21 protein-coding genes are annotated in these 23,385 nt (G+C 44.0%); 9 read left to right on the forward strand and 12 right to left on the reverse strand.

All coding sequences use genetic code 11. The annotated features are described in order from the left end of the window. Nucleotides 1-111: 111 nt before the first annotated feature. The 3 genes from ONE56_RS16550 to ONE56_RS16560 all read right to left on the reverse strand — a co-directional run bounded on the left by ONE56_RS16550 (nucleotide 112) and on the right by ONE56_RS16560 (nucleotide 4,973). The gene (locus ONE56_RS16550) at nucleotides 112-2,520 is read right to left on the reverse strand and encodes a VolA/Pla-1 family phospholipase (protein WP_423841107.1); all 2,409 of its coding nucleotides are present in this window, start codon (nucleotides 2,518-2,520) and stop codon (nucleotides 112-114) included. Between the two features lie 20 nt (nucleotides 2,521-2,540). Then, nucleotides 2,541-3,785 (reverse strand): outer membrane protein transport protein, encoded by a 1,245-nt coding sequence (locus tag ONE56_RS16555; protein ID WP_423841108.1) that lies wholly within the window; start codon nucleotides 3,783-3,785, stop codon nucleotides 2,541-2,543. 399 nt (nucleotides 3,786-4,184) lie between these two features. Further along, a complete protein-coding gene (locus tag ONE56_RS16560; RefSeq protein ID WP_128814616.1) occupies nucleotides 4,185-4,973 on the reverse strand; it encodes a M48 family metallopeptidase in 789 nt (262 codons plus the stop codon). Nucleotides 4,974-5,178: 205 nt separating this feature from the next. On the opposite strand from ONE56_RS16560, the gene ONE56_RS16565 reads away from it, so the two are divergent. The 5 genes from ONE56_RS16565 to cutA all read left to right on the forward strand — a co-directional run bounded on the left by ONE56_RS16565 (nucleotide 5,179) and on the right by cutA (nucleotide 8,198). Then, the gene (locus ONE56_RS16565; RefSeq protein WP_423841109.1) at nucleotides 5,179-5,610 is read left to right on the forward strand and encodes a hotdog fold thioesterase; all 432 of its coding nucleotides are present in this window, start codon (nucleotides 5,179-5,181) and stop codon (nucleotides 5,608-5,610) included. A gap of 6 nt (nucleotides 5,611-5,616) precedes the next feature. After that, nucleotides 5,617-5,850 (forward strand): DUF3389 domain-containing protein, encoded by a 234-nt coding sequence (locus ONE56_RS16570; protein WP_423841110.1) that lies wholly within the window; start codon nucleotides 5,617-5,619, stop codon nucleotides 5,848-5,850. A 79-nt stretch (nucleotides 5,851-5,929) separates the two neighbouring features. Next, complete coding sequence (locus ONE56_RS16575) at nucleotides 5,930-7,624, forward strand: SgrR family transcriptional regulator (protein ID WP_423841111.1); 1,695 nt, start codon at nucleotides 5,930-5,932, stop codon at nucleotides 7,622-7,624. After that, on the forward strand, nucleotides 7,608-7,859 hold the full coding sequence (locus tag ONE56_RS16580) for a hypothetical protein (protein ID WP_423841112.1): 252 nt from the start codon (nucleotides 7,608-7,610) through the stop codon (nucleotides 7,857-7,859). The genes ONE56_RS16575 and ONE56_RS16580 overlap by 17 nt, the downstream gene beginning before the upstream one ends. A 9-nt stretch (nucleotides 7,860-7,868) precedes the next feature. Beyond that, nucleotides 7,869-8,198, forward strand: a complete 330-nt coding sequence (cutA, locus tag ONE56_RS16585; protein WP_041154659.1) for a divalent-cation tolerance protein CutA — start codon at nucleotides 7,869-7,871, stop codon at nucleotides 8,196-8,198. On the opposite strand, the gene ONE56_RS16590 is transcribed toward cutA, so the two are convergent. Next, complete coding sequence (locus tag ONE56_RS16590) at nucleotides 8,160-8,756, reverse strand: DUF2238 domain-containing protein (RefSeq protein ID WP_423841113.1); 597 nt, start codon at nucleotides 8,754-8,756, stop codon at nucleotides 8,160-8,162. The two genes, cutA and ONE56_RS16590, sit on opposite strands and share 39 nt — an antisense overlap. Nucleotides 8,757-9,112: 356 nt before the next feature. Here ONE56_RS16590 and ONE56_RS16595 point away from each other — a divergent pair, with 356 nt between their 5' ends. Further along, on the forward strand, nucleotides 9,113-9,739 hold the full coding sequence (locus ONE56_RS16595; RefSeq protein ID WP_331438542.1) for a DNA-J related domain-containing protein: 627 nt from the start codon (nucleotides 9,113-9,115) through the stop codon (nucleotides 9,737-9,739). 119 nt (nucleotides 9,740-9,858) lie between these two features. Here the strand turns inward: ONE56_RS16595 and ONE56_RS16600 are convergent, their stop codons facing one another. The 4 genes from ONE56_RS16600 to ONE56_RS16615 all read right to left on the reverse strand — a co-directional run bounded on the left by ONE56_RS16600 (nucleotide 9,859) and on the right by ONE56_RS16615 (nucleotide 15,633). Further along, the gene (locus ONE56_RS16600; protein ID WP_423841114.1) at nucleotides 9,859-11,514 is read right to left on the reverse strand and encodes a P-loop domain-containing protein; all 1,656 of its coding nucleotides are present in this window, start codon (nucleotides 11,512-11,514) and stop codon (nucleotides 9,859-9,861) included. Nucleotides 11,515-11,586: 72 nt separating this feature from the next. Beyond that, nucleotides 11,587-13,497 (reverse strand): bifunctional diguanylate cyclase/phosphodiesterase, encoded by a 1,911-nt coding sequence (locus ONE56_RS16605; RefSeq protein WP_423841115.1) that lies wholly within the window; start codon nucleotides 13,495-13,497, stop codon nucleotides 11,587-11,589. A 251-nt stretch (nucleotides 13,498-13,748) separates the two neighbouring features. After that, nucleotides 13,749-14,948 (reverse strand): enoyl-ACP reductase FabV, encoded by a 1,200-nt coding sequence (gene fabV, locus ONE56_RS16610; protein ID WP_423841116.1) that lies wholly within the window; start codon nucleotides 14,946-14,948, stop codon nucleotides 13,749-13,751. Between the two features lie 82 nt (nucleotides 14,949-15,030). Next, nucleotides 15,031-15,633, reverse strand: coding sequence for an arylesterase (locus ONE56_RS16615; protein ID WP_041154664.1), 603 nt, complete (start codon nucleotides 15,631-15,633; stop codon nucleotides 15,031-15,033). On the opposite strand from ONE56_RS16615, the gene ONE56_RS16620 reads away from it, so the two are divergent. The 3 genes from ONE56_RS16620 (at nucleotide 15,632) to ONE56_RS16630 (ending at nucleotide 20,552) form a co-directional block, all read left to right on the forward strand. Beyond that, nucleotides 15,632-16,324 carry an ABC transporter ATP-binding protein gene (locus ONE56_RS16620; RefSeq protein WP_041154665.1) on the forward strand — a complete coding sequence of 231 codons (693 nt, stop codon included), beginning with the start codon at nucleotides 15,632-15,634 and terminating at the stop codon, nucleotides 16,322-16,324. The two genes, ONE56_RS16615 and ONE56_RS16620, sit on opposite strands and share 2 nt — an antisense overlap. Further along, nucleotides 16,324-18,780 carry an ABC transporter permease gene (locus ONE56_RS16625; RefSeq protein ID WP_423841117.1) on the forward strand — a complete coding sequence of 819 codons (2,457 nt, stop codon included), beginning with the start codon at nucleotides 16,324-16,326 and terminating at the stop codon, nucleotides 18,778-18,780. The genes ONE56_RS16620 and ONE56_RS16625 overlap by 1 nt, the downstream gene beginning before the upstream one ends. A gap of 338 nt (nucleotides 18,781-19,118) precedes the next feature. Next, nucleotides 19,119-20,552: an FAD-dependent oxidoreductase gene (locus ONE56_RS16630; protein ID WP_423841118.1), complete on the forward strand. Its 1,434-nt coding sequence runs from the start codon at nucleotides 19,119-19,121 to the stop codon at nucleotides 20,550-20,552. A gap of 15 nt (nucleotides 20,553-20,567) precedes the next feature. Here the strand turns inward: ONE56_RS16630 and ONE56_RS16635 are convergent, their stop codons facing one another. The 4 genes from ONE56_RS16635 to ONE56_RS16650 form a co-directional block, all read right to left on the reverse strand. Beyond that, the gene (locus tag ONE56_RS16635) at nucleotides 20,568-21,503 is read right to left on the reverse strand and encodes a biotin-dependent carboxyltransferase family protein (RefSeq protein ID WP_041154666.1); all 936 of its coding nucleotides are present in this window, start codon (nucleotides 21,501-21,503) and stop codon (nucleotides 20,568-20,570) included. Beyond that, complete coding sequence (locus tag ONE56_RS16640) at nucleotides 21,500-22,183, reverse strand: 5-oxoprolinase subunit B family protein (RefSeq protein ID WP_423841119.1); 684 nt, start codon at nucleotides 22,181-22,183, stop codon at nucleotides 21,500-21,502. Before ONE56_RS16640 ends, ONE56_RS16635 begins: the two co-directional genes overlap by 4 nt. Next, nucleotides 22,183-22,938, reverse strand: coding sequence for a 5-oxoprolinase subunit PxpA (locus ONE56_RS16645; protein WP_423841120.1), 756 nt, complete (start codon nucleotides 22,936-22,938; stop codon nucleotides 22,183-22,185). Before ONE56_RS16645 ends, ONE56_RS16640 begins: the two co-directional genes overlap by 1 nt. A gap of 294 nt (nucleotides 22,939-23,232) precedes the next feature. After that, complete coding sequence (locus ONE56_RS16650; protein ID WP_423841121.1) at nucleotides 23,233-23,385, reverse strand: hypothetical protein; 153 nt, start codon at nucleotides 23,383-23,385, stop codon at nucleotides 23,233-23,235.

Raw genomic sequence — 23,385 nt, forward strand, 5'->3', positions numbered from 1 at the left:
ACGTAGAGATAGCTAAGTAACGTCGAGATGGTCCGTAGGTGGTTAGTTTAAATTCCATAAAAAAGCCCAGCGAGTGAAGCTGGGCCTAGTTGAGGTTTTCGGATTAGTGGCTTATTTCAGCACGGTTGTGTCGGATACCCCTGATAACGCGTTATCCAGCAAAAAGTCCGCGTTTTCGGCTTGCATTTCGGCATGATGGCCAATATCCGAAAGCGTGCCGTTTGGTGCAGCAAAGGTACTGTGCGATGCAACATCATTAAATTGCACGAAGCTACTGCCTGGAGGCACGGAAGTGGTGGTGCTATTTACCTTCGTTAGCCCAAGTTTTTCTGCCAAAGGCTCAGAGCCAGCGAATTTCGCACTATCTACCTTATTTGGTACCGTATCATCACCATCAACTTCTGTCATCAGGAATGGTGTTGATAAAGACCCCGAAGCGACGAGATCACTCGCGTTAGTGAACGGATCTACCGTATCCAATGTGGTTTGCGCCGCATAGATAAACTGGGAGAAACCGGAGCTTAATTCGGTGAGTTGCTCAGCCGTTGCATTTTTTTCAAAATCTGAGTAGCAAGCTCCATCATCTAAATTTGTACACTGAACATCGGCATAACCTGCGTACTGAGCAGAGGCTGAATAAGCAATGTTATGCTTGATTTGGGGGCCAAATTTTTCTGAACCTAGAAGCAAATTGCCGATCTGACCACCCGAGTTTTGAATGGACGCTGCGCTAAATGTGTAGAGCGCATCAGCACTGACACTTCCCAATGTGTTGTTAGCCGCTGCAACCGCAGAGGTCGCGACGATGCCTCCAAGCGAGTGTCCCAATACTTTAACTTCAGAACCTGTCATCGGATTAAATGCTTGTAGTGGACTGTTCATCAACAACCCGCCTTGAGCAGAAACCACAAGACTGGCGCGAAGTCCCAATACATCCAGCACACTTTGACGCAAGTTATCACGAGCGACCGCTAAGTTAGACAGATTCAAATACGCAAGCACGTTTGCATTCGCAGAGCGTTGCTCATCGAGACTACGGGTTCCATGCAGCGGTAGATCAATCGCCAAAACCGCTACACCAGCTTTCACCATGTTAAACGCGAACGCGTAGGCGTTTTCTTTGGCGGAAGTTATGCCATGCTGATAAATCACAACATCTGTGGCGTTGCCAGACTGAGGAGTGAATAATAAAACCTCGACTTCTTCCAGAGATTTCACTTGCGGGACAGGTGAGTAGCGCGTGATGATACGTTCACTGTCGAGTTGTTCTCCGTTTGATAGGTATAACTTCGCTCCTACCAGCTTTAATTGTTCCGTAGGATCCGTTGCCAGTTTAGACACATCAACCGGATTATCGGCGAATACCCCCGTAGAAAGCTGCTGAACCATGTTTGCTTGCTCGTCAGGATCCGCAAGTGCAGCGCTGATTTTCGCTAAGCTTGGCATCGCTGATACCATGGGTTGCATGTTCCAATTTGCGTCTTTTTCTAGGTAGTAAGGTAATTTTACTGTGCCTTGAGTGACATTGACGCTCGCGCCAGACGCATTGTAAAGGCCTTTAATTGCTGTCTTAGCCGCGTCGCTATCACTGATGTATTTGCTAAAGTCATCGTCAGAATCCAGCGCCGTAATAAAGTCTTGCGGTGGATCGAGTTTCATTGTGTAGGCAGTTGATAAATCGACTGAACCTTCATTTTCATCGTTTTTGTAAACGGTATTAAGTGTGTTGGCACCCGTCGAAAAACCTGTCGCGGTGACACCTTTAACGGACGCCAAAGTATCGCCAACAGACTGAGTGCTAAACCATGAAGAATAAACAATATCGGCAGGGTTAACTTGAGCGAGACCAAAAATGCCTTCAACCGCTTTAGTGACTGCTTGAACAGACGCAAGGTCACCATTTTCGTAAGTAACCTCTTGCGACTTGCCTGTCGCGTAGCTTGCTGATGTGCCAATTGGCTCGCCATTCACGTCGGTGATATCTTGTGTTACGGCAAAAATGTACTCGCTCGATTCGTCAAGGGCGTCCATGAACTGAATATATAGAGAGTTCCCCATCGCTTGAACCATATAGTCTTGATTTTGAACAAGAACTTCTTCAATCGGGTTTGACTGTCCATCCCAATCAGTTAAGCGTTGGTTAATTTTGATGACTTTAATACCAGATGCGAGCAAACCAGTAGCAAAACCATCACCGTTGAAATTCAGAACGATTGGCATCGTCGTTGACCAACCATCCATTGTGTTCATTGAAGCTCTAGGGTTTGTTAAGGCACTGTCGCCGTTAGTCGGAAGCCCAAGTGTGCCGTCTGTGGAATCCATGAGTAAGTAAGACGGTGCAGGGACATCCGCATTCGCACCTTGAAGCGTAAAGCTGATAGAGGTTTCACGATCCAGAAGCGCTTGTACTTCATCTTCAAACTGTACTTTGTCAGAAGTGCCAGAGCTTGATGTATTGTCACCACAGCCAGCTAAAAGGATTGCAGAACAAAGTATTGATAGTTTAAACGTATGTTTCATTGGTTGACTCCGTAATCCCATTATTTGAAGGTGTAGTTCATCTGTACCGCACTGATGTAAGCCGTTGCCTCAGATTCAAACTTAATCACATCACCTGAAGCACTCTTTTCAGTGAAAGTAGTCGATTCACTCTTAACCAGTGCGAAGCCTGCATCTAATGTCAAATTCTCATTCATCGCGTAAGTCAAACCTGCGCTGTACCACAAACGATCACTGTCTGGGATGCTCAGTGTTGTCTTACCTGCCTGCTCGTCGTAAGCAAACCCTGCGCGGAATGTCCAGCTAGTATTTAAGGTATAGGTCGCACCAATCGAGTAGCGATTGTTGTCTTCGTATTTTTCTGGTTTGAAGAAACATTGGCCCGCGGTGCCATTGTTACACTCGGAGCTTGTCGCTTTCAGTTCTTTGAAAGTACTCCAATCCGTTTGTTGCCAACCATAATGTACGGCCCACTGATCGTTCAGCTGATGAAATGCCGATAATTCGATAATAGAGGGGAGTGATATTTTTAAACGTCCATCCACTTTTGCTGATGTTGCGATGCCTGAGTCATAGCTGCTAAATTCACCATCATCGAAATCAAGATCAACTTCAGAGCGGTAACCAAAACCAAAACGGTTGTTTTCATTGAGTTCAAACAACGCGCCAACATTCCAACCCCAAGCAAACGTTTCGCCCTCCATGCCAACGAGATTATCTGATTTGTTACCGCCAAATATTCCCGCAAGTTTACCTTTGTGGCGGGTTAATTCAGCTTCTGCGTAGACCAAGTTGATGCCGCCACCAACGCTGAAAGAGTCGTTAATTCGATACGCTATATTTGGGTTAACGTTCACAGAAATTAGAGAAGTGTCACCTGCGGTGTCGCCAGCAGAGATGTCGTCTGGGTAATCTGTTGCGACGCCGTATGTTGTGAACATGCCAATACCCCAAGCCCATTTATCATTAATTGGGCTGATGTAATAGCCAGCAGGGACAACCTGCAAGGGGGCAACGTCTTTTGCATGTTCGTTATTGAGTGTGTCGTACACGTCAACTTCAGGATCGACGATAGATAACGCACCAGAGAATTGCGCTTCTTTGAAAAGCGTCATTGCTGCTGGGTTGCGAGCCAGTACACTCGCATTATCTGCAACGGCGCCTTCACCTGAAAATGCTCGACCAAGACCAGATGCCGAATGTTCAGCGACTTGGAAGCCCGCTGAGTGGGCATTACACGCGAACAATATTGATATTGTTAGCAGAGAGCAGTGCTTCTTGTTCATCCTTGACCCTCCTAGGGTGTCATTATTCAGACCGAAGTCCTTGTTATTTTCTTGTTTGGTTTAAATGTTATCTGGATTGTGTTTATGTAAACCAAATGTTAAACGTGCGTTTGATAGTTTGTCAAAGCTTCAGTAGCTTTTGTTGTTTAAATTTGATGCACAGGTCAAATCATACCCACTAAGGTGTTGTGATTAAGAGGAAATAAACGGGTAGATGGTATGACCAGAATGTTTTTGTGCAATTTAGAGGGAAATAAAGACCTGATGCAAATAAATGCAGTTATTCGGTTTAGTTTTAATCGGTTGGCGGTTCAATTTAAACATATTGAGCCGTCAACCGAGTTAATTTGGTCGTAATGGCAATCTATACTCCAGTATCTTAACGTTACTTGAGTATCATTAGCTGCATTTTGGGGTAGGGGTGTTATAGTTCGGTAGTCGCTTAATCGTTGCTTGTAGATCTCGAATACGCGTGCTGTGTGAAGGGTGAGTTGAGAAAAACTCAGGCGGTTGAGCCCCTCCTGAAGCGGCGCTCATATTTTTCCATAACTCGACACTTTGGTTGGGATCAAACCCTGCTTTTGCCATGTAATCCAACCCAACGATGTCCGCTTCGGACTCTTGCGTTCTGCCGTAAGGAAGCATGACACCATATTGGACTCCCACTCCCAGAGCGGCCATCGTCAGTTGTTGATATTGTTTATATTCTGATGCACCAATCGCGACATTCGCTAAAGACAACCCTGCATTCGTCAGTTGGCTCTGAGAAAGACGTTCGTTACTATGATCTGCCAAAACGTGTGCGACCTCATGACCAATAACCGTTGCCAACTGATGCTGATTTTTCGCGACATCCAATAGGCCTGTATACACTCCGATCTTTCCTCCTGGCAAGGCAAATGCGTTGACTTGTTTACTGTCGAACACGACAACTTCCCAGTTATCAAACCCACCTTGCTTGGGTATGGACTTTGTTACGTGTTTAGCCACACACTGAACGTACGCATTCGTTTTTTTATTCTTACTGATGGGTATCTCTTTCTTCATTTGAGCAAAAGATTGCGCGCCCAGTGATGACATCTGTTGATCGGAAAACATCAACAACTGATTTCGACCTGTAGGGGATGCGCTACAAGCTATAAGTCCAGCAACACTGATAAGCGCTGAAGCTTTGATCCACACCTTCATAGTTAGCTCCATGTATATTTTTTTGTTGTACAACAGTAGTATATACCCAAATGATCTCAAAATGCATGGCTCACTCCTTTGTCACTAGCGTGAGATGCATGGAGATCACCTAGCGGAATGACGGGCGTTGTTCCGATTTACTTGACAATAAAAAGCCATCGTTATGTCATTACGATAAAATAAAACACTAAAAGACGAGTAAACCATGAGTATTTGGAAAAAGCCGATCAGCCTCGATATTCTCAACGAGACATCAAAGAACACCATGATAGAACACCTCAATATTGAGTACACTGCTTTATCTGACGATTCCATTTCTGCCACAATGCCAGTATGCAGCTACACTCATCAGCCATTAGGGATGCTCCATGGGGGCGCGTCCGTTGTATTGGCTGAAACGCTTGGATCGATTGCGGCTAACTGTTGTGTGGATGAAAACAGCTACTGTGTGGGTTTAGATATCAATGCGAACCATATTCGAGCGATGCGCAGCGGATACGTAATTGGAACCGCAAAGCCACAGCATATCGGGGTTTCAACGCAAGTTTGGCAGATAAATATTACTGATGAGCGTGAACGACTTGTCTGTACAAGCCGTTTAACTATCGCGGTTAAACAAAAAAATCACAATAGGTAAGTAGACATGGTGATTGAGTTTTCTGAGGGAAAAATCATCGCAACTCAGCATGAGGTGGTTGTGAAGCTAGCGGGAAGTTCGATGGCGACGCTTCAAGCCCAGTCAGAATCGATTCAACTGCTTGGCAGAGGAGCTAATGTTATCGTCGCTCACGGCTCAGAATGCAAATGGTCAATTAAACTGGACGATGAAGAACAACTGATTCAGCTTGCTAAAGAAGTAGGAGTGGACATTCAATAAACTTACTATCAGGATTTGCACTTCTGACTAAAAATGAGGAAACTTAGTGCACCGATAACAGAATAAGTTTTTCCTCTTTATGAGCAGCCCTCGTTTACGTGTTCAATTTGAAACACTGTTTGAAAAATTCTCTGGTAATGAAACTGACGTTCAACTAGAGGACATTACAGACGCGCTTTTTTGCACGCGTCGTAATGCTCGTATCGTCCTCAATAAGCTAGAAGAAGAGGGCTGGATTGAGTGGCATCCTGCCGCAGGGCGCGGCAAACTCTCTAAGTTGGTGTTTAAACGTAACCGAAGTGATGTTAGTGAGAACCTCGCCAAACGTTATTTAGAAGAAGGTAAAATAGGGCAAGCTCTTGAGGCCCTCGACAACGATGCAGCCCGTTTAACGCAAGTCATTCAAGGGTACCTTGGCTTGCAGCACCGGCAAGGTGAACAGGTCATACGGTTGCCTTATTACCGACCTTTGGCAATGCTTAACCCACAGAAACCGATGCGACGCTCTGAACTGCATATCGCGAGGCAAATCTTTAGTGGGCTCACGCGTTTAGATGAAAACGAACAACTTCAGCCGGATCTTGCTCATACTTGGGAAGCATTATCAGACAAACATTGGCGATTTTACCTTCGACGTGGGATTCGTTTTCATAATGGCGAACCGCTCACAACTGACAGTGTATTAGAAAGCTTGCGCTCGCTGTCCAACTGGAACTTGTTCTCGCACATTGAGAGTGTCTCTTCGCCACAAGCATGGATTATCGACATCAAGTTAGTTCGTCCAGATCGGTATTTGCCCTTAGCTTTGAGTGAGTCTCAAGCAAAAATACTACTTCCCCAAGCTTTACGCTCGGAAGACTTTGATACCAAGCCTATCGGCTCTGGACCATTTCAAGTAAAAGTGAATGATGATAAGCGTCTTATTCTCACCGCTTTTGATGGCTATTTTGGTTTGCGTCCTTTGTTAGATCAGGTAGAGGTATGGGTGATTGATGAAGCGTACTCGTCTATCGTTTACCCAAGTTTATCGAAACCAGAAATGGGTAAACACTTATCTTCGGACGAAGTGGAATTGGATCCTGGCTGTACTTTTCTGTTATTGAACAAGAATACGGGTATAGCAAAAGATCCACGCTGGGCTAACTTCTTGAGTCAGGCGTTGAATAGTCACCAGATATACTCGCATATACCACAAGATAAAGTGATTGAGTTAGGCGTATTACAAGCGTTTGGTTTAAAGCCAGGCTGGATAGATCTTAGGCCATCGAGCGCGACATCTGCACCGCAGCAAGATAAAACAATTTCTGTAGCGTATCAAAAAAATCACCCTATGTTTCCTGTGATCGCCAAAATCATCAAAAACCTCCTTAAACTACATGGCATTGAAGTCACGTTTGTACGTTATGATAGCCAACCTCCGTTCCCAAAAGATGTCGATATTTGGTTAAAGGCTATGGGGATCGCCACCAATAGAAATGATGCTCTGGCCGGCTGGTTGCTTGATTATAGTGACATCGACAAATTTAGCTCGAGTTATGATTTTGCTGAATGGGTGGCATTAGTCGATAAGTGGCGTGCTGGGGTTTACTCCGATTTTCCAGCGAGAGAATTAGGGAAACAATTAGTCCGAAGCCGTCAAGTCATACCGATGTTTCACTGTTGGCTTGGGGTAAACAAGGACCATAGTGGTGCGTTACAAAATGCCAAATGTAATGCTTTGGGTTGGTTCGACTTTAATAACGTATGGGTAAAACCAGATGGCCAAACCGAATAAGAAACAACCAACCAAAACCGTCGATATTTTCTGTTCAAAATGCAAAACGCAGTTGTTCAAATATCGCAAAGGCGGAAAGGGTGCACTAGTCAAATGCTTCAAGGAGCGTATTGTTGAGGATTTCACCGAGCAGCCATGTCAGTGTCCTGGGTGTGGGCTAGAGTTTGCTCGAGACATGTTAGTAAGAGGGACGCCCGCATACAAAATGATTGGCGGCAAAGTCACAATGAAATAAGGATGAGTGATGAAAAAGCATGACTACTGCGTCGTACTGAGTACAACCAACACAGAAAAAAATCGCGATCAAATAATCAAAGGTTTGTTAGAAGCAAAATTGGCGGCTTGCATCCAAACGATCCCAATCGAAAGCCACTACGTTTGGCAAGAGGAGCTGTGTACCGATCATGAATGGTTACTGGTGATAAAAACGCGTCGGGATCTCTATGAATTGGTAGAAGAGAAGATCGATAACCTGCACGACTATGATGTTGCCCAGATCGTGCAGGTGCCTATCGTCGATGGTTTGAACCCATATTTAGAATGGATTCGTGAATCGACGTTGAGCAGACATTAATAGCAATGATATGACTGCGCCTGCTGTATCACAAAGCATGTCTTTTTGGGCGTCCCAAATATCGCCTTGTGACCCCAGAAAGGCAATGCCTTCATCGCCTCCAGCGATCTCTGCGTACCCCCATTCTATGATCTCATAGCCAGCCGCGAGTGACATGATGGCAAACAGAGCAAACCAACATGAGAAAGTCACACTCACCTTTTTGTATCGAATCAAATATTCCGCGATGGGATAAGCGTATAAACCAATCGCAAAGTGGGCGATTCTATCAAAGTTGTTTCTCTCCGAGCCGATTAGATCGTTAAACCAATCAAATGGGACTTCTGCAAACGTATATTTAGCGCCAACGGTGTGCAGACAAAGCCAGATGAACATCAACAGATAAGCCGTATTGCTAAACTGATGCCGGATAGAGGCTCCCCATATCGCAATAAGTATCGCTATCGCAGGGATAATTTCAGCGAACCATACCGCGCGAGAGTTTGGTTCTAATGCAGAAAAAAGAAAAACAACGGCGTAGAAAATAGTCAATCCCAATAATGTCGAAGTACTTTTCATAGAGGTATTTGATCCTTCACTAAGACAGTTTTACGTCTGGCTTTTATCATTACATTGAATCGAACGGTGTGCAATTATAATTTTTTGACTTCACGGAACCAGGCATTTGCTTTTCAGAAAATAGCTGATGTCACGCGTGTATCTATAACTACAGGAGCATGAGTACACTAATTACCACTGTAATGTGAATGTTCTAGCATAGTGGTGTAAGCGACTTAAAAACTATAGTGGCGACTTAACCACATGATCATAGGTGGGCTAACACATTAAATTCGTATGTTACTTCAGCACTATCGGCATATTTACGAATATGGTACAACATCATTATACCCTCCAGTTTAAATTCAAGAGGATGCATGGAGCCCCGATTTGATCTAGACCACGTTGAACAGGATTCGATGGAAAACCCTTTACTGTGGTCAATTCTAGAGATTCTCAGAAAACAGCCATCCAGCTGGAAAGTGCATACCTTAGCCAGTGAGTTGAGTCATAAGGGGTATATAAAACAATTCGATGCTCAACCAGACAAAGACCTATTTAAAAGAAACTTTCTAATCATGAACGCCTTGTATCAACTGCAAGAAACGCTTTACCCCGAGAGTTGGTTGCAAGTACAAGCGATGGATATACAGTTAATGTCTACCAGTAAGGTGACTAATAAAGGTATCGATTTTGAAGATCCTTTACGGGAGTATTACCTAGACTGGAAAAATTACGATGCAAGCGCTGATGAGGTGCGTCGTTTACTGAATGAGTTCTGGACGACGTATCAACGGTTCATTGGCAAGAATTCGACGCTTAGCCTTAATCGAGCGAAAGCACTGATGTTATTCGAACTTGATAAAGATGCAACGCGAACTCAAATTAGAAAACGGTGGAGAAAGCTCGCACTGCGATGGCATCCAGATAGGGAAAATGGCAATGCTGAACAATTCCGAACGCTGTGTGAAGCATGGAATCTACTACGCAATGAAGTGTATTAATGGCAACAGATGTTGTTGCCATTAATAAGGTTTGTGTTTTATGCCCACGTTCTCTCACTAACTGCACTCAAGCCAAAGAGTACGAATAGGGGAAACTGCACAAACGTGTTGGTTTACGTTTAACTTGTTGATTTAAATTGAGACTTACGCATGCGGTTCAGTGCAGCCATCACATCTAAGGTTCTTGGTTTCGCGAGGTCCCCTTGCTTTGGCAATAAAGCATACCAGTCGTTTGAGAGCATTTCTTCGATCTCTTTTGCAGGGTTCGTACACCAGCCAGGTTGTTGGGCTAACTGGAACCAAAGCCAGCCAATGGTATTGACCTCATCCGCTGACTCTAACTGCTCTAATGCACTTAGGTCTGTAAACTCTTTACCAAACCTAAGGGATTGTTTTCCTTTCGCATTAACCCGAAACTTACCATCCATCAAAATTTTCATCAAAGCTTCGCGACTTAATGCGCGAGGAGGGAATGTTTGTAGTGCCTCTTCCGACTCGTTATGTCGTTGTGTTGGATGTTGGGCAATGACTTGCTGCGCTTTCTCTGTCACATCTACCGCTTGGTAGTCATGCATTTGTATTACGGTATCGGCGACGTCAAGGTAATCCCCGGATCCACCCATAACAATGATCGTTGATATGGCAAGATCATCACGTAACTGCCCGATACGATCGACTAGCGGTGTTATCGGTTCATCACCTTTTGACACCAATGCTTGCATTCTTTCATCACGAATCATGAAGTTAGTGGCGGACGTATCTTCATCAATAAGTAGCGATGTGGCGCCAGATTCGATCGATTCTTGTAACCATGCAGCTTGAGACGTAGACCCGGACGCATCTTGAGTAGAGAAATCCGCAGTATCTTTCCCCATTGGTAGGTGATTAATGTAGTTCGCAAGATTTAAATGGTGAACACAACGTCCGTCTTCAGCGCGGATTTTCATCGCTTTGTTGTCAGTGACAATATATTCACGTCCATCACCAGGGGTGTGATCATAAATCGAGCGCTCAATCGCGTTTAGCAAGGTTGACTTACCGTGGAACCCGCCACCTACAATTAATGTGATACCTTTGGGAATACCAAGACCAGTGACATAGCCTTTGTTTGGAGCATGTAATGTCACCTGCAATGACTCTGGCGCTTTAAATTGTACTGCATCTTTCATCGGGAAGTCACAGTTCCCCGCAATACGAGGAAGGGTGCTGCCATTGGCAACAAATGCGACTAAGTCATTCGCTTCCAGTTGTGCTCGCAAAGCATCTTGATCTTCTACCACTTGACAGTGTTTAAGCATCGCATCTTTGTCCAGCTCACGTTCTAATGTGGCTTTACGAATAAACTTTGGCAAATGAAAAGTAATAATATTATTCGCTTTCTTGCCCAATACTGAGCGGCCTTCTGCGGGCAGATCGACCCGAAAACGTAGCTCGATTCCTTCTTCTGTGAATAGAACGGCAGTGTTATCCAGTACGGTTTGACCATTGAGTGCAATGGAGACACTGTTTTCCTGCTTTGCAAATTGGTCAAAACTTCGGGCAATGAAGTCACGTGCTGCCCGCTGAAAGGCGGGAGATTCATCTTTCAGCCACTCTAATCCTGTCAAAGACCATGCACGTGTTGCACGAAAGCGAGATGCAGAAGCATAAGGGTCGCCTTGTACGTGATCGATAAACAGAGTGAAATCGGTGAAGTCGTATTGACCTTTTATTTGCTGATAAGCGCGATAGTTCTGTTTTTCAATTTTTTTTAGCGTGGCGATTAACTGGTCCATGAAGATGCTGGCCTTTTTATTAGATGCGGGCGGCGATTATAGGAACCACCGCGAAGAGAGTAAAGCAATAGGTTACGAGGTGAAGGTGTATTGCCCATTTACTGAACGTCGTTGATAAAAGCTCTGTTCAAATTCATTGCTAGGCATTGGCTTTCCATACAAGAAGCCTTGACCGACATCACAGCCTTCCTGAATTAAAAATTGCTCTTGTTGTATCGATTCAACGCCTTCAATAATGACTTGTAAATCGAGCTTTTTGGCAATATGAATGATCGAGCAGATAATCTCTCGATCATCCTCTGAGCTATCCATTTGATGCACGAAGCTTTTATCAATTTTTATGCTATCGAAAGGGTATTTCTTCAAATAGCTGAACGAGGCATAACCTGTTCCAAAATCGTCTAGTGACAGCGTCACTCCTAAGTTGTGGAGTTTGTCTAACGTTGCGCTCGCGATAATTTCATCAGCGATTAACGCGCTTTCTGTGACTTCTAGCTCCAGAAAATGTGCAGGGAGGTGAAAAGTGTCGAGTAGGTGTTCAACTTGTTCTGCGAAATTCACATTCTGCAATTGCACTGGTGAAACATTTACTGCGATTTTAAAGTTATCCACTACCTCGGACCATTGTTTCGCTTTATCTATGGCGGTACGAAGAACAAACTGACCGACTTCGAAAATCAAACCATTCTGCTCAGCCATATGAATGAGAGCCTCGTTTGACACATCTCCGAGTACTGGGTGGCGCCATCTTAGTAGTGCTTCTGCACCAATCCATTGGTGGGTATGAGGGTGAACCTTCGGCTGGAAATAGAGCATAAGATCATCATTTCTCACTGCTTGTAACAAGTAGCCCTCCAATTGATTGTGGTTGTTGAGTTCAGTGTCATGACTCTCACTGAAATAGCGATATGTCTCACCAGAATCCTTACACAACAGCATGGCATAACTTGCGTGTTGTAGTAATTGTTTAGGATTACTTGTCTTGTAAGCTTCAACGACACCGATATGAGCATTTAAATGAACTTCAGTACCATTAACGTAAAAGCTTTCTAAGCTGATAAGCGCTAACTCTTCAAGCAGTTTTTGCAACTTAATTTCGATATCAGAGCCCCAAATCAGGAAAACGAGATCATTAGAGCTAGGGCGGCCAGTGATGAAGCGATCTGATTCTACATGGTTGAGACTTAAGCGAAAATCTTTAAGAATTTCATCGAACTCTTTGTACCCATAACGAGTTTGAATGCTTCGAGCATTGGTAAAGCCAACATTAATAACGAGTAATGATTGCTCATTGTTATCAAAGGACTCCAATGTCTGTTCAATCACCATTTCTAAGGCGCTACGATTCAAAAATCCCGTTCCGGAGTCGTGATTTTTTTGATAATCAACCTGTCGCTCGGCTTCTTCACGAAGGTCTTTTTCTTTTGCTAGTGAATAACTCAGTTGGGCAAGATCACTTGTTCTATCTTCAACTCGCGACTTAAGTTCATCGTTGAGTCGCATCAACTTGTGCTGCTGTAAAACCACAGAGAGCTGCGCCTCTATTGAATCTTTTAACGTAAAGAGCAATTGACGATAGGTTTCATCAAAGTGATGGGTTTTTGAGTCCAGGACGCAGATGGTTCCGAATGCTTCACCGTTGGGCCAAGATAGTGGTAGACCACAGTAAGACACCATACCCAGTTTGATGTCGGGATTATCACACCACGCTTTATCTAATAGCGCATTTTCTACGGCCAAAGCTTTATTGTTGTTAATGACGTATTCACAATATAAGCCATTACCCAGTCGTTCTGCATCGCCAACCTGATAGGGGTTGTGCATCGTTGTACTGCGATTGTGAACTTCAATATGATTGGGATGTACGCGCATAATTAAAGCGGCAGGAACATCTCCCACTTCTGCAAGTAAGTTGACGATATCTTGCCAACTTTTTTGCATTGAATCCGGAATTTTATAATCCAACGTGTGATAATGTCCCATTTAAGCCATCCCTTTTTTTGTCATATTTCTTTGTTATTTTTTGTCTTAATGAACGCAACAATTGTTTATACGTTGTTTGGCGCTTCCTTGGTTTAAATTCGGACACGACGTTTAAAGCTCACCTTCTTAAAATGGTTTAATTCTCATTCAATTATAGGTTCAGACTAAAAATCAGAATAAAAAAAGGCCCTGAAAAAAATTCAGAGCCTTGCAAAGACTTGGTTAATTCTTAAATATAAGACATGAATAAGTTATGGTTTAAGCGCCGTTAAATTCTCAAACGGTATATCTTCCGCGTAATCAACATTGTCAAAGTTGAAACCATTGAGTTTCATAAACTCCTCTTTGAAGCCTTGATAATCTCCAATGTCTTTAAAGTTATCAGCGTTCATTTGTGCAAGAAGTACTGTTACTTGCTGTTGTACCTTTGGATCGAGTTCGAGGTCATCAATACGAATCAATCTCTCACCATCAACCGGTACCTTGTCTTGGTCATACAGTTTAGTGGTGAATAGGCGTTGCATCTGCTCAATACAACGTTCATGTGTCCCTTGTTCCTTCATAACACGATACAGTGCGAGTAGGTAAGGGCTTAACGCGGGAATGAATACGCTTGCTTTGGTCACAAGTGCTTTACAAACGGTGACGTAAGCGCCACCATCAAAGTTCGCAAGCTTGAGGTTCAATGCATGACTGGTTTGGTGTAAATCAACCTTAGCTCGACCGAGCGTGCCATCGAGATAAATAGGGTGTGTGGCTTCTGGACCTACGTATGAAAAGGCAATGGTTTTACAGCCTTCGGCAAGGGATTCTGAATTAATTAGCGTATCTATCCAGCTTTCCCAATCTTCTCCTCCCATCACTTTGATGGTGGCTTCAGCTTCTTCTTCTGTTGCTGGTTCCAATGTCGTTTCGACCCATTGGTCGTTTTCCAACAAAATCGAAGCACCCGTAACCGGCTCTCCGATAGGTTTTATTACACTTCGCCATAGATCATCACTGTTCGGTTTAGGACGAACGCCAGTTGCTAAACTGTAAATGACCAGATCAACTTCACCTTCAAAGTAAGTTTCAATCGCTTCGATAACTTGTTCGCGTATGGTCTCGGAGAATGCATCACCAACGATATTGATAGCGGTATGACCTGACTTTTCGGCCTGTTGCTTGAAGAAGACGTTATTGTACCAGCCAGCGCTACCCACCCCTTTTTCTGACGGCCCACGCTCAAATGAAACACCAATCGTACTCGCGTTTGCACCGCCGAAAGTGAGAGCGATTCTTGCTGCTAAGCCAAAACCAGAAGAGGCGCCTATGATCAAAACCCTTTTTGGGCCTTGCTGGATCTGTGGCGCTTGTTTTACATAATCAATTTGCTCTTTTATAGATGCCTCACACCCATATGGATGTGCAGAACGAGCAACAACACCTTGAATTATTGGCTCTATTCGCATTGTTGTGTCTACCCCCGATGTATGGAATTAGGAATACCATAACGTAAACTAAGGGAAAACTTATTGAGCTAGACCATTAAAGTTACAAATGCTTAATCAATTCTTGGGCGACAAACTCAGCAATCCAAGGTTGAGCTTCAGGCTTAGGGTGAAGACCGTCATCCATCATCCACTCAGGTTTGGTAACGACATGTTCTAGAAAAAAAGGAAGCAATGTAACTTGTTGATGTTCTGCGAGTTTGGGGTAAATATCATAAAACATGTCACTATAACGTTTACCATAATTTGGCGGCACTCGAATTTGCATCATGAATACCTTAGCACCAGAATTTTTGATCATAGTAATCATTTTGGACAAATTCGCCGTAATAAGTTTAGGAGGAAAGCCGCGTAATCCATCATTGGCGCCGAGTTCAAGAATAACGAAGTCTGGTGTATGTTGATCAAGAAGCTGGGGCAGACGAGCAAGACCGTTTCCTGTTGTGTCTCCAGATATACTGCCATTAATAACTGTTACATCTTGGTCATGTTCTAACAAGGCGTTAGAGAGTAAGCTAGGCCAACTCTTCTCGATCGGCATTTGATAGCCTGCACTTAGGCTATCGCCTAACACAAGAAGCTTTTCATTGGCATGTGCCAAAGTGGAAAGGCTGAAAAAGAGAAATAAGGAAAGTAAACGAATCATGGACACACCTGTACTAAAAGCACCTATTGTTCAAGCAAGCTTTGTTTCTAAACAAGTTTCTACTAATCAAGAACAATTAACAATCCTTAAAGATGTAAATGTTGATATCAGGAAAGGTGAAAAAATCGCAATTATCGGCACTTCAGGTGCAGGTAAGTCGACGCTGATGACACTACTTTCTGGCTTGGATACACCAACATCGGGCGAAATCACATTGCTTGGACATGAGCTTTCTAAGTTAGACGATGAGCAGCGAGCGAAAATTCGAGCAGATTCATTAGGGTTTGTGTTCCAAAGCTTCCTACTCATTCCCAGTTTAAGTGCGTTGCGAAATGTTACTTTACCGTGTCTTTTACGTGGTGAAGCGGAAGATGAACTCAGAGCGAGAGAACTGTTAAAAGCGGTGGGATTAGAAAAGCGCATCGATCATTTACCAAGTCAGCTCTCTGGTGGCGAACAACAACGTGTTGCGCTGGCGCGTGCGTTTATGACTCAACCTGAACTACTCTTTGCAGACGAACCGACCGGAAACCTAGATCATCATACTGCTGACAAAGTTATTGAACTGCTGTTTGAGCTTAATGAAAAGCATGGCACCACACTCGTGCTTGTGACACACGATGGACACCTTGCAAGACGCTGCGATCGCGTCTATCGAATGGAGGCGGGCGAAATGAAGGAGGAGTCATAATGTCTGAACTATCTTCAAGTGAAGCCAGCGCAATGGAGCAGGGCAGTATTAAGCAACATTCGCCAAACAAAAGTTTGGTACGTTGGAGTTTAGGAGAAATCAAGCAAGGAAACCTTTGGCCGATTAGTGTTGCATTAGTCTTGGTTATCGCGAGCATATTTGCGCTCTCTGCCTTAGCATCACGTATGGAGCAAGTCATCGTCAAGCAGGGCAAAGATGCATTGACTGCCGATGCGGTGTTTGTATCGGCAAACCCAATACCTGACACCTTAATGGCTGCTACCAGCAAGCTAGAACGTTCTACAATGACGCGTTTTGCAACGATGGCATTTAGTGAATCAGGAATGCAGTTGATCACAGTAAGAGCGGTAGATGACCATTATCCACTGTTGGGCGAATTAGTGTTGGAGGGCAACGCTAGCGGGCACGTGAAGAGCAATCAACTTTGGTTAGATGAACGCATTATGGCTCAGTTAGGCGTCAAAAAGGGTGACAGCGTCACGATTGGCGACGCGAATTTCACGGTTTCCGGCTCTGTGCTTACGGAGCCTGGTTTAAGTTTCAATCCTTTTCGACAAATGCCTTCCGCCTATATTCATCAAAGCGACGTGGAAAAAACGGGGGCGATTCAGGTAGGCAGTCGGGTTCAATATCGGTTGTTTTTGAAAGCAGATAATACCACGCTGACGCAGCTACAGGATGATACCGAACTTTCTCCAAGTGATCGCTGGAGGACGCAAGATACTGAGAGCCGAAGTAACGAAATATTTGAAAGAACAACACAGTACTTGTCACTTACCGTTGCCATCGTCATTATCATGGCGGCAACGACTTTGGTGCTCACTTGCCAAAACTATGTCAACAGTCGAACGCAAACGATAGCGATGTTGAAAAGTTTAGGTGCCAGCCGTCGTTGGATAGAGAGATGGCTATTTATTCAAGTCGCTATCCTATTCGCTACTGCAAGTGTCGCGGGTGTGCTTTTAGGGAGTGGACTCGAATATCTATTACGCATTCCGTTGGACGGTTTACTGCCTAACCCCCTCCCAAGTTACGGCGTAACTCCATTGCTGATATCAATTGCTTCTGCGGTTCTTATCACCGTGCCTGCACTTGGTATTCCTTTACTCGGCCTAATAAAAACACCTGCACTTGAAGTTATGCAACAGGGAACCACACAACGGTCCTGGAAGCGCATGTGGCTCATCTTAGTACCAGTGATTCCGTTACTCGCACTTTACGCAAACAATATGTTGGTATGGATTGTCCTTGTGGGTATCGCGATATTGTTTGTCTTTCTTGCGTTAATAAGCGTTATGCTGACCAAGTTGTTCGCTCGTATTTCAACGCGCCCTGCAATGAAGTTAGCGCTTAGTAGAATTAACCGAACCCCAGTGACCAGTGGGCTACAGTTTGGTGCGTTGTCGTTATCCCTAATGTTACTCTCGATAATTTGGCTAGTAAGGAGCGATATACTCGCTGATTGGGACAGAACATTACCTGCTGACGCACCCAACGTGTTTGCTTTAAATATTGGTGACTATGAATTAAAAGATTATCTGGACGTGCTTGATGCCAATCAAGTGACTAGGTCGAAAGCCTTTCCAATTATTCGCGGTCGTCTTACTGAAATTAACGGTCAAAGCGTTAAAGACATTGAGTACGACGGAGAAGGCTCTGATGCGATACGCCGAGAGCTTAACCTAACCTGGGGAGATGCTCTACCAGAATATAATGATATTCTATCTGGTGAATGGACGAATAAGGGCAGTGTTTCTGTCGAATCAGATGTTGCGAATGATTTAGGCATTGAACTTGGAGACCAGTTAAGGTTTGTCATCAACAGTCAAAATTTCGATGCGACAGTGGATTCCATTCGTCATGTCGAATGGCGTGATATGAAGCCTAACTTTTACTTTATATTTTCTTCCGATGTAATGGAGAGCTTACCGGGTTCGTATTTGATCAGTTATCGCATCGAAGACGACAAACAAACTCTATTGACTTCTATGTCACGTTCTTTCCCAACGGTATCTGTACTCGATATACGAGCAATGGGAGAGAAAATTCAGGTTTTGATTCAAAACATTGTCTCTGCAATTACCATACTTGCATTACTCGGTGTTGTTGCTGGGTTGCTGCTGATATTTACCTTGCTACGTTTAAGCTTGTCGCAACGTCAGCAGGAAATACGTTTATATCGAACGCTCGGTTCGAGTAAAAAGCGGATCAATACAACGCTGTGGTTTGAGTATGGCATTATGGCAATCATCGCGAGCGTTGTTGCTGCGTTTGCTGCTGAAGTTTGTGTTGCTGCTGTAATGCAGTTTGGTTTTGAGCTCACTCCTCAAATACATCCAGAACTGTGGGTAGCATTACCGTTAGCCACCTTTGTGACACTTGCTTTGGTCGTCATGAGTTTAATTAGAAGATTGTTAACACCAGTAAGGACTTAACCCATGTCGTTGGCATGGGTCGAACATGCCGATGACACTTTTATTTTAGTTATCCACAAAAACGGTGGATAACTTTTTGGATAAGTAAAACTGGTACAAAGTGGGGTATTTGTGCAGGCTTTACACCGTGGGTCTTACAGCTAAATTATTATTCACATTGCGATAAAAAAGGCGTTAGCGAACAAGGTCGTCAAGTATTTTTTTCGCTATTTTACTTCTTAGATATAAATCTTAAGCGATCGTAATCCCATGTGTTTTTTGTGATTTTAATCTGGCTTAAACACGAGTAGAATCAACCGTTAGTAAAGAATTTTCCTTATTAAACTGTCAGTGAAGCAATGAATTCAGAGTTTCCAAATTACAAAGATAAACACATCGCAGTGATTGGCGGTGGTGTGTCAGGCGCAACGGCGGCAATTCATTTTGCCGAACTTGGATTTAAGGTCTCTGTGATTGAAAAAGGGGTATCCTTAGTAAATGGTCCTCCTATTTGCCATTTACATGCGGGGGGGAACTTATACCGTGAGATCTCTGAACAACAGTGTCTAGACTTGCTTGCGCAGTCTATAGATACAATACGCTTGTATCCACGCTCACTGAATATCCGTCCGACTGTCATCGCGGTTCCGCATTCAGACGGTGGGGATCCCGAAGTCTTAATTCCTCGTTTAGAGGTTATCAAACATGCTTATAACGAATTAGTTAACCAAGACGAACGTAACAAGGTATTGGGAGAACCGGAGCAATACTACAAGCTCTACTCAAAAGAGGAGTTAGTAGCGCTTGCAAAATGCACACAGCCAGATAACCCACTATCGATTGACGATTGGTGTATTCCCTTTGCTCAACATACTGATTTAGAACAGCTTAAATACCCTGTTGTTGCCGTGCAGGAATACGGCTGGAGTGTGTTTCGGCTTGCTGCTATCGCTAACTTAACATTGGATCAATTACCCAACGCCAACGTGCTGACTCAGGCAAACCTGAAACATGCGGAGCACGTAGATGATCAATGGCAACTGACTTACGAACATAACGGTGTCGATAATCAGTTAACTTGCGACTATTTGGTGAACGCTTGTGGGTTTGAAACTGGAACAGTGGACAATGCAGTTGGCGTAAACCGACAGAGGTTGGTTGAATTCAAAGCGGCTTACGTAACAAAATGGCATGAATGCAATCAACAATGGCCTGAGGTTATTTTCCATGGCCCTCGTGGTACAGATAAAGGAATGGCACAACTAACACCATACAGTGACGGTTACTTCCAATTGCATGGAATGACAAAGGCGATTACGTTATTTGAAGATGGGCTAGTGGGAAGCACAAGTGAATCAGCTCAGCCAATCTTGCCGCAGGGTTTAATGTCTAAGATCACTCAAGGTTGGCGTCAAGATGCGCTGATAGAACGAACTGAAAAGGCCATTTCTCACATGGCACAATTCATCCCCGACTATCACTCTGCAATCAAAGGCGGTAAAGCGTTATTTGGCGCTCAGCAAATTCCCGGAGCAGATCCGGTATTGCGAGCTGCTGACGTGAGTTTTGAAGAAAATCACTATGCTCGAATTGAAGTCGTAAAGGCCTCTTCTACGTTACTTGCGGCTCAAAAAGTGCTGCAACATTGGTTTGGGATTTCACCTAATAGAGATGTCGAAATGGAACATCCTACAGCCGTGCATTGGAGCGAACAAGAGGTTGAAGAGTACGCCATTCGCCTAACTCAGCAGCGCGATTATCCCAAAGCGTTAGCTGAAAGGTATGGAATGTAAGCGATAGTTTTGGGCTCAGTAACCAAAAAACTGTGCCCATTCACACCAAGCTTTTTGAAGTACGGCACGATCGCCTTTTATAAAGCTGACTTTCTGGCCGGGTTTTCCTTGCGCTAACCGTGGTAAATCCATTCTCGCTACACATCCTAATTTAGGATAGCCGCCAATCGTCTGATGGTCGTTAAGGAGGATGATAGGGTTACCATCATTGGGTACTTGAATCGATCCAAGTGCTATGCCTTCCGACAACACGCCACCAAAAGGAGGGGTCACCGTATTCCCTTCAAGCCGATAGCCCATACGGTTAGAGTTTGTAGAAATCGTAAACTCTGATTCATAGAAGCACGCTATAGCCTCCTCATCAAAGTCATTATATTGATAACCTTCAATAACTCTTAGCTTAATTGGTAAGTTATAGTCGGGTTTGAAACGAAATGTCATTTGTTTCGGTTTAGTTTGAGGTAGCCGATGAGGGATAAATGGCAGCTTATCTCCGCTTTTTAACGTACTTCCGTTACGTTCAAAACCACCGAGACTCTCTCTAACCACCGTGGAGGCACTGTTTAAGTGAAGAGGGACGTCAAAACCACCATGTACAGCAAGGTATGAACGCAACCCATTTTTGGCCATACCAAATTGGAGTTTTTGACCTTTGTGCAATGAAAACTCTGACCAATTATCAATAGGCTTCCCATCTACGGTCGCGTTAAGGTCACCACCACATATCGCCAGGTGACAGTTATGCAGGGCAACAAAACTGGCATTACCAAAAGTGATTTCAATCGCGGCACAATTAACAGGATTTCCAAGTAGATGGTTTGCCCAACTGTACGCATAATCATCAACGGGTCCACCTTGAGTAATACCAATATGACCCAGTCCAAAACGACCAAAGTCTTGAATCAAAGAGAGCGGTCCTGGCTTTTCTACCATCAGTCCTGAAAAGCTCATAATTTTCCTCCTTGATCGATAAATTCTTGCTTAGAAATGGCCAAAAACGTGACGCTGTCACCCACATTGAAAGGGATAAACGGTGGTCGATCGGTAAACAAATGCATAGGACTCCGACCGATAATGTTCCACCCCCCTGGGCTTTCTGCGGGATAAACTGCGGTCTTGTTATCCGCAATACCGACACTACCAGCAGGAACGTGTGTTCTTGGTGTTTCCAGCCTTGGCATGCTTAGTTCGTCTTCCACATCAGAAAGAAAAGCAAAACCAGGAGCAAAGCCAATAGCAGACACGGTATAAATGGAACGAGTATGCGCATCAACGAGGGACTCTAATGACAGTCCACGCTGTTTGAAACGCGGCAAGTCCAAGGCGGTTTCTTCTGAATAATAAACAGGAATTACGATTGATTTGGTCGGATGATGACTCGCTTGTTTAGGGTCAAATAGCGTGATGATTTGGTTTAATGTGCTAAGCAGTTCTTTCTCAGTAATTCTAAAAGGTAAGTAGTCGATTAAAATCGTGCGATATGAGGGGATAACATTCATGACGATAGTCGAGAGGTTCTCGCGCATCATACGAGCTAATTCACCAATATGCTCTTCACAGATGTGTTCATCAAACGAGACAAAAACGCTACACTCAGAAACGCAAGAGAGACAAAAATGTTCTTGTCGCATTAATTTCCCCCTGTATACAAGCTTTGACGGATCTTTTGGATTAGGGCAATAGACTCATCGTTGTCGCCATGAACACAAATGGTGTCCGCTTCGAGAAGAATATAGCTACCAGAGGCGGTTTTTACGCGACCGGATTCAGCCAAGGTACGAACTTGCTCTAAAATGGCTTGTTCATTTTTTAATACCGCGTTCGGTTGTGTTCGTGGTGTTAGCATCCCATCATCTTGGTAAAGACGATCAGCAAAGGCTTCAAACAGTAGGGGAACATCGAAATCATCCGCAATTTCGAGATATTTTTCATTTTCTTGTGAGGCAAGGATCATCAGCGGAACTTTAAAAAGTGCCGCCGCTTTTACTACGGATCGAAAGGTTGAATCATTGCTCATCATATCGTTATAGAGCGCACCATGAGGTTTGATATAACTGATGTTTGTATGCTGTGCTCGACAAAGTGCTTGGAGTGCCCCCACTTGATACACGACCATATTGGTGATTTCATCTCCCGTCATGGCTAGCGTGCGTCTCCCAAAACCCTGAATATCGGGATAACCTGGGTGTGCGCCAATCTCCACATCGTTCATATTAGCGAGTGTGATAGTGGACTGCATAACGTTGGGATCCGATGCATGGAACCCGCAAGCGATATTTGCCATATCAACATACGGCATCACTTCTTCGTCGTCACCCATTTGCCAAGGACCATAACTTTCGCCCATATCACAGTTCAATGTGAGTTGCTGTTTATTCAATGTCATACGTTTTACTTTTGTCCGCGTAATACCTTCACCTTGAAGGAAAATGGTCCTCTGTTCAGTGACTCAGTTCATCATTCTCTTATTTACATCCAACCCACTTCAATGGGCTAATTTCAAAGGGAATGGGTTGGCTTCCCACACTCGATGAAAGGTGCACCGTCTCATTATTTGGGTATAACAAGCATGTTGTGAATTAGCTAGCTATTTATTTGAATTCGGCCGAATTTCTACTTGTTTCTTTCATTTTTAAGCCCATTCTTGTCTATTTCACGTTAATGTAATTTAACCAGGATGTTAATATTGTCGCCATTTTTTCATGTCGACAGACTGCACACCAGTACTGATTAACTGTGCGTATCGGGAAAGTAATATGTCACTGCGAACAAAGCTCATCTTGTCTACTTTGCTTTTCACGACCGTTGTTTTCGGAGTTTCAGCGGTTTTCAT

It is taken from the genome of Vibrio mytili (assembly GCF_049563345.1).
GTDB lineage: Bacteria > Pseudomonadota > Gammaproteobacteria > Enterobacterales > Vibrionaceae > Vibrio > Vibrio mytili.

Excerpts from the sequence above, each read along its gene's own strand:
- ONE56_RS16565 (WP_423841109.1), top strand. The coding sequence starts at position 5,179 with ATGAGTATTTGGAAAAAGCCGATCAGCCTCGATATTCTCAACGAGACA.
- ONE56_RS16570 (WP_423841110.1), top strand. The coding sequence starts at position 5,617 with ATGGTGATTGAGTTTTCTGAGGGAAAAATCATCGCAACTCAGCATGAG.
- ONE56_RS16600 (WP_423841114.1), bottom strand. The coding sequence starts at position 11,514 with ATGGACCAGTTAATCGCCACGCTAAAAAAAATTGAAAAACAGAACTAT.
- cutA (WP_041154659.1), top strand. The coding sequence starts at position 7,869 with ATGAAAAAGCATGACTACTGCGTCGTACTGAGTACAACCAACACAGAA.
- ONE56_RS16595 (WP_331438542.1), top strand. The coding sequence starts at position 9,113 with ATGGAGCCCCGATTTGATCTAGACCACGTTGAACAGGATTCGATGGAA.
- ONE56_RS16575 (WP_423841111.1), top strand. The coding sequence starts at position 5,930 with ATGAGCAGCCCTCGTTTACGTGTTCAATTTGAAACACTGTTTGAAAAA.
- ONE56_RS16580 (WP_423841112.1), top strand. The coding sequence starts at position 7,608 with ATGGCCAAACCGAATAAGAAACAACCAACCAAAACCGTCGATATTTTC.
- ONE56_RS16590 (WP_423841113.1), bottom strand. The coding sequence starts at position 8,756 with ATGAAAAGTACTTCGACATTATTGGGATTGACTATTTTCTACGCCGTT.
- ONE56_RS16550 (WP_423841107.1), bottom strand. The coding sequence starts at position 2,520 with ATGAAACATACGTTTAAACTATCAATACTTTGTTCTGCAATCCTTTTA.
- ONE56_RS16650 (WP_423841121.1), bottom strand. The coding sequence starts at position 23,385 with ATGAAAACCGCTGAAACTCCGAAAACAACGGTCGTGAAAAGCAAAGTA.
- fabV (WP_423841116.1), bottom strand. The coding sequence starts at position 14,948 with ATGCGAATAGAGCCAATAATTCAAGGTGTTGTTGCTCGTTCTGCACAT.
- ONE56_RS16615 (WP_041154664.1), bottom strand. The coding sequence starts at position 15,633 with ATGATTCGTTTACTTTCCTTATTTCTCTTTTTCAGCCTTTCCACTTTG.
- ONE56_RS16620 (WP_041154665.1), top strand. The coding sequence starts at position 15,632 with ATGGACACACCTGTACTAAAAGCACCTATTGTTCAAGCAAGCTTTGTT.
- ONE56_RS16605 (WP_423841115.1), bottom strand. The coding sequence starts at position 13,497 with ATGGGACATTATCACACGTTGGATTATAAAATTCCGGATTCAATGCAA.
- ONE56_RS16560 (WP_128814616.1), bottom strand. The coding sequence starts at position 4,973 with ATGAAGGTGTGGATCAAAGCTTCAGCGCTTATCAGTGTTGCTGGACTT.
- ONE56_RS16555 (WP_423841108.1), bottom strand. The coding sequence starts at position 3,785 with ATGAACAAGAAGCACTGCTCTCTGCTAACAATATCAATATTGTTCGCG.
- ONE56_RS16635 (WP_041154666.1), bottom strand. The coding sequence starts at position 21,503 with ATGAGCTTTTCAGGACTGATGGTAGAAAAGCCAGGACCGCTCTCTTTG.
- ONE56_RS16640 (WP_423841119.1), bottom strand. The coding sequence starts at position 22,183 with ATGCGACAAGAACATTTTTGTCTCTCTTGCGTTTCTGAGTGTAGCGTT.
- ONE56_RS16625 (WP_423841117.1), top strand. The coding sequence starts at position 16,324 with ATGTCTGAACTATCTTCAAGTGAAGCCAGCGCAATGGAGCAGGGCAGT.
- ONE56_RS16645 (WP_423841120.1), bottom strand. The coding sequence starts at position 22,938 with ATGACATTGAATAAACAGCAACTCACATTGAACTGTGATATGGGCGAA.
- ONE56_RS16630 (WP_423841118.1), top strand. The coding sequence starts at position 19,119 with ATGAATTCAGAGTTTCCAAATTACAAAGATAAACACATCGCAGTGATT.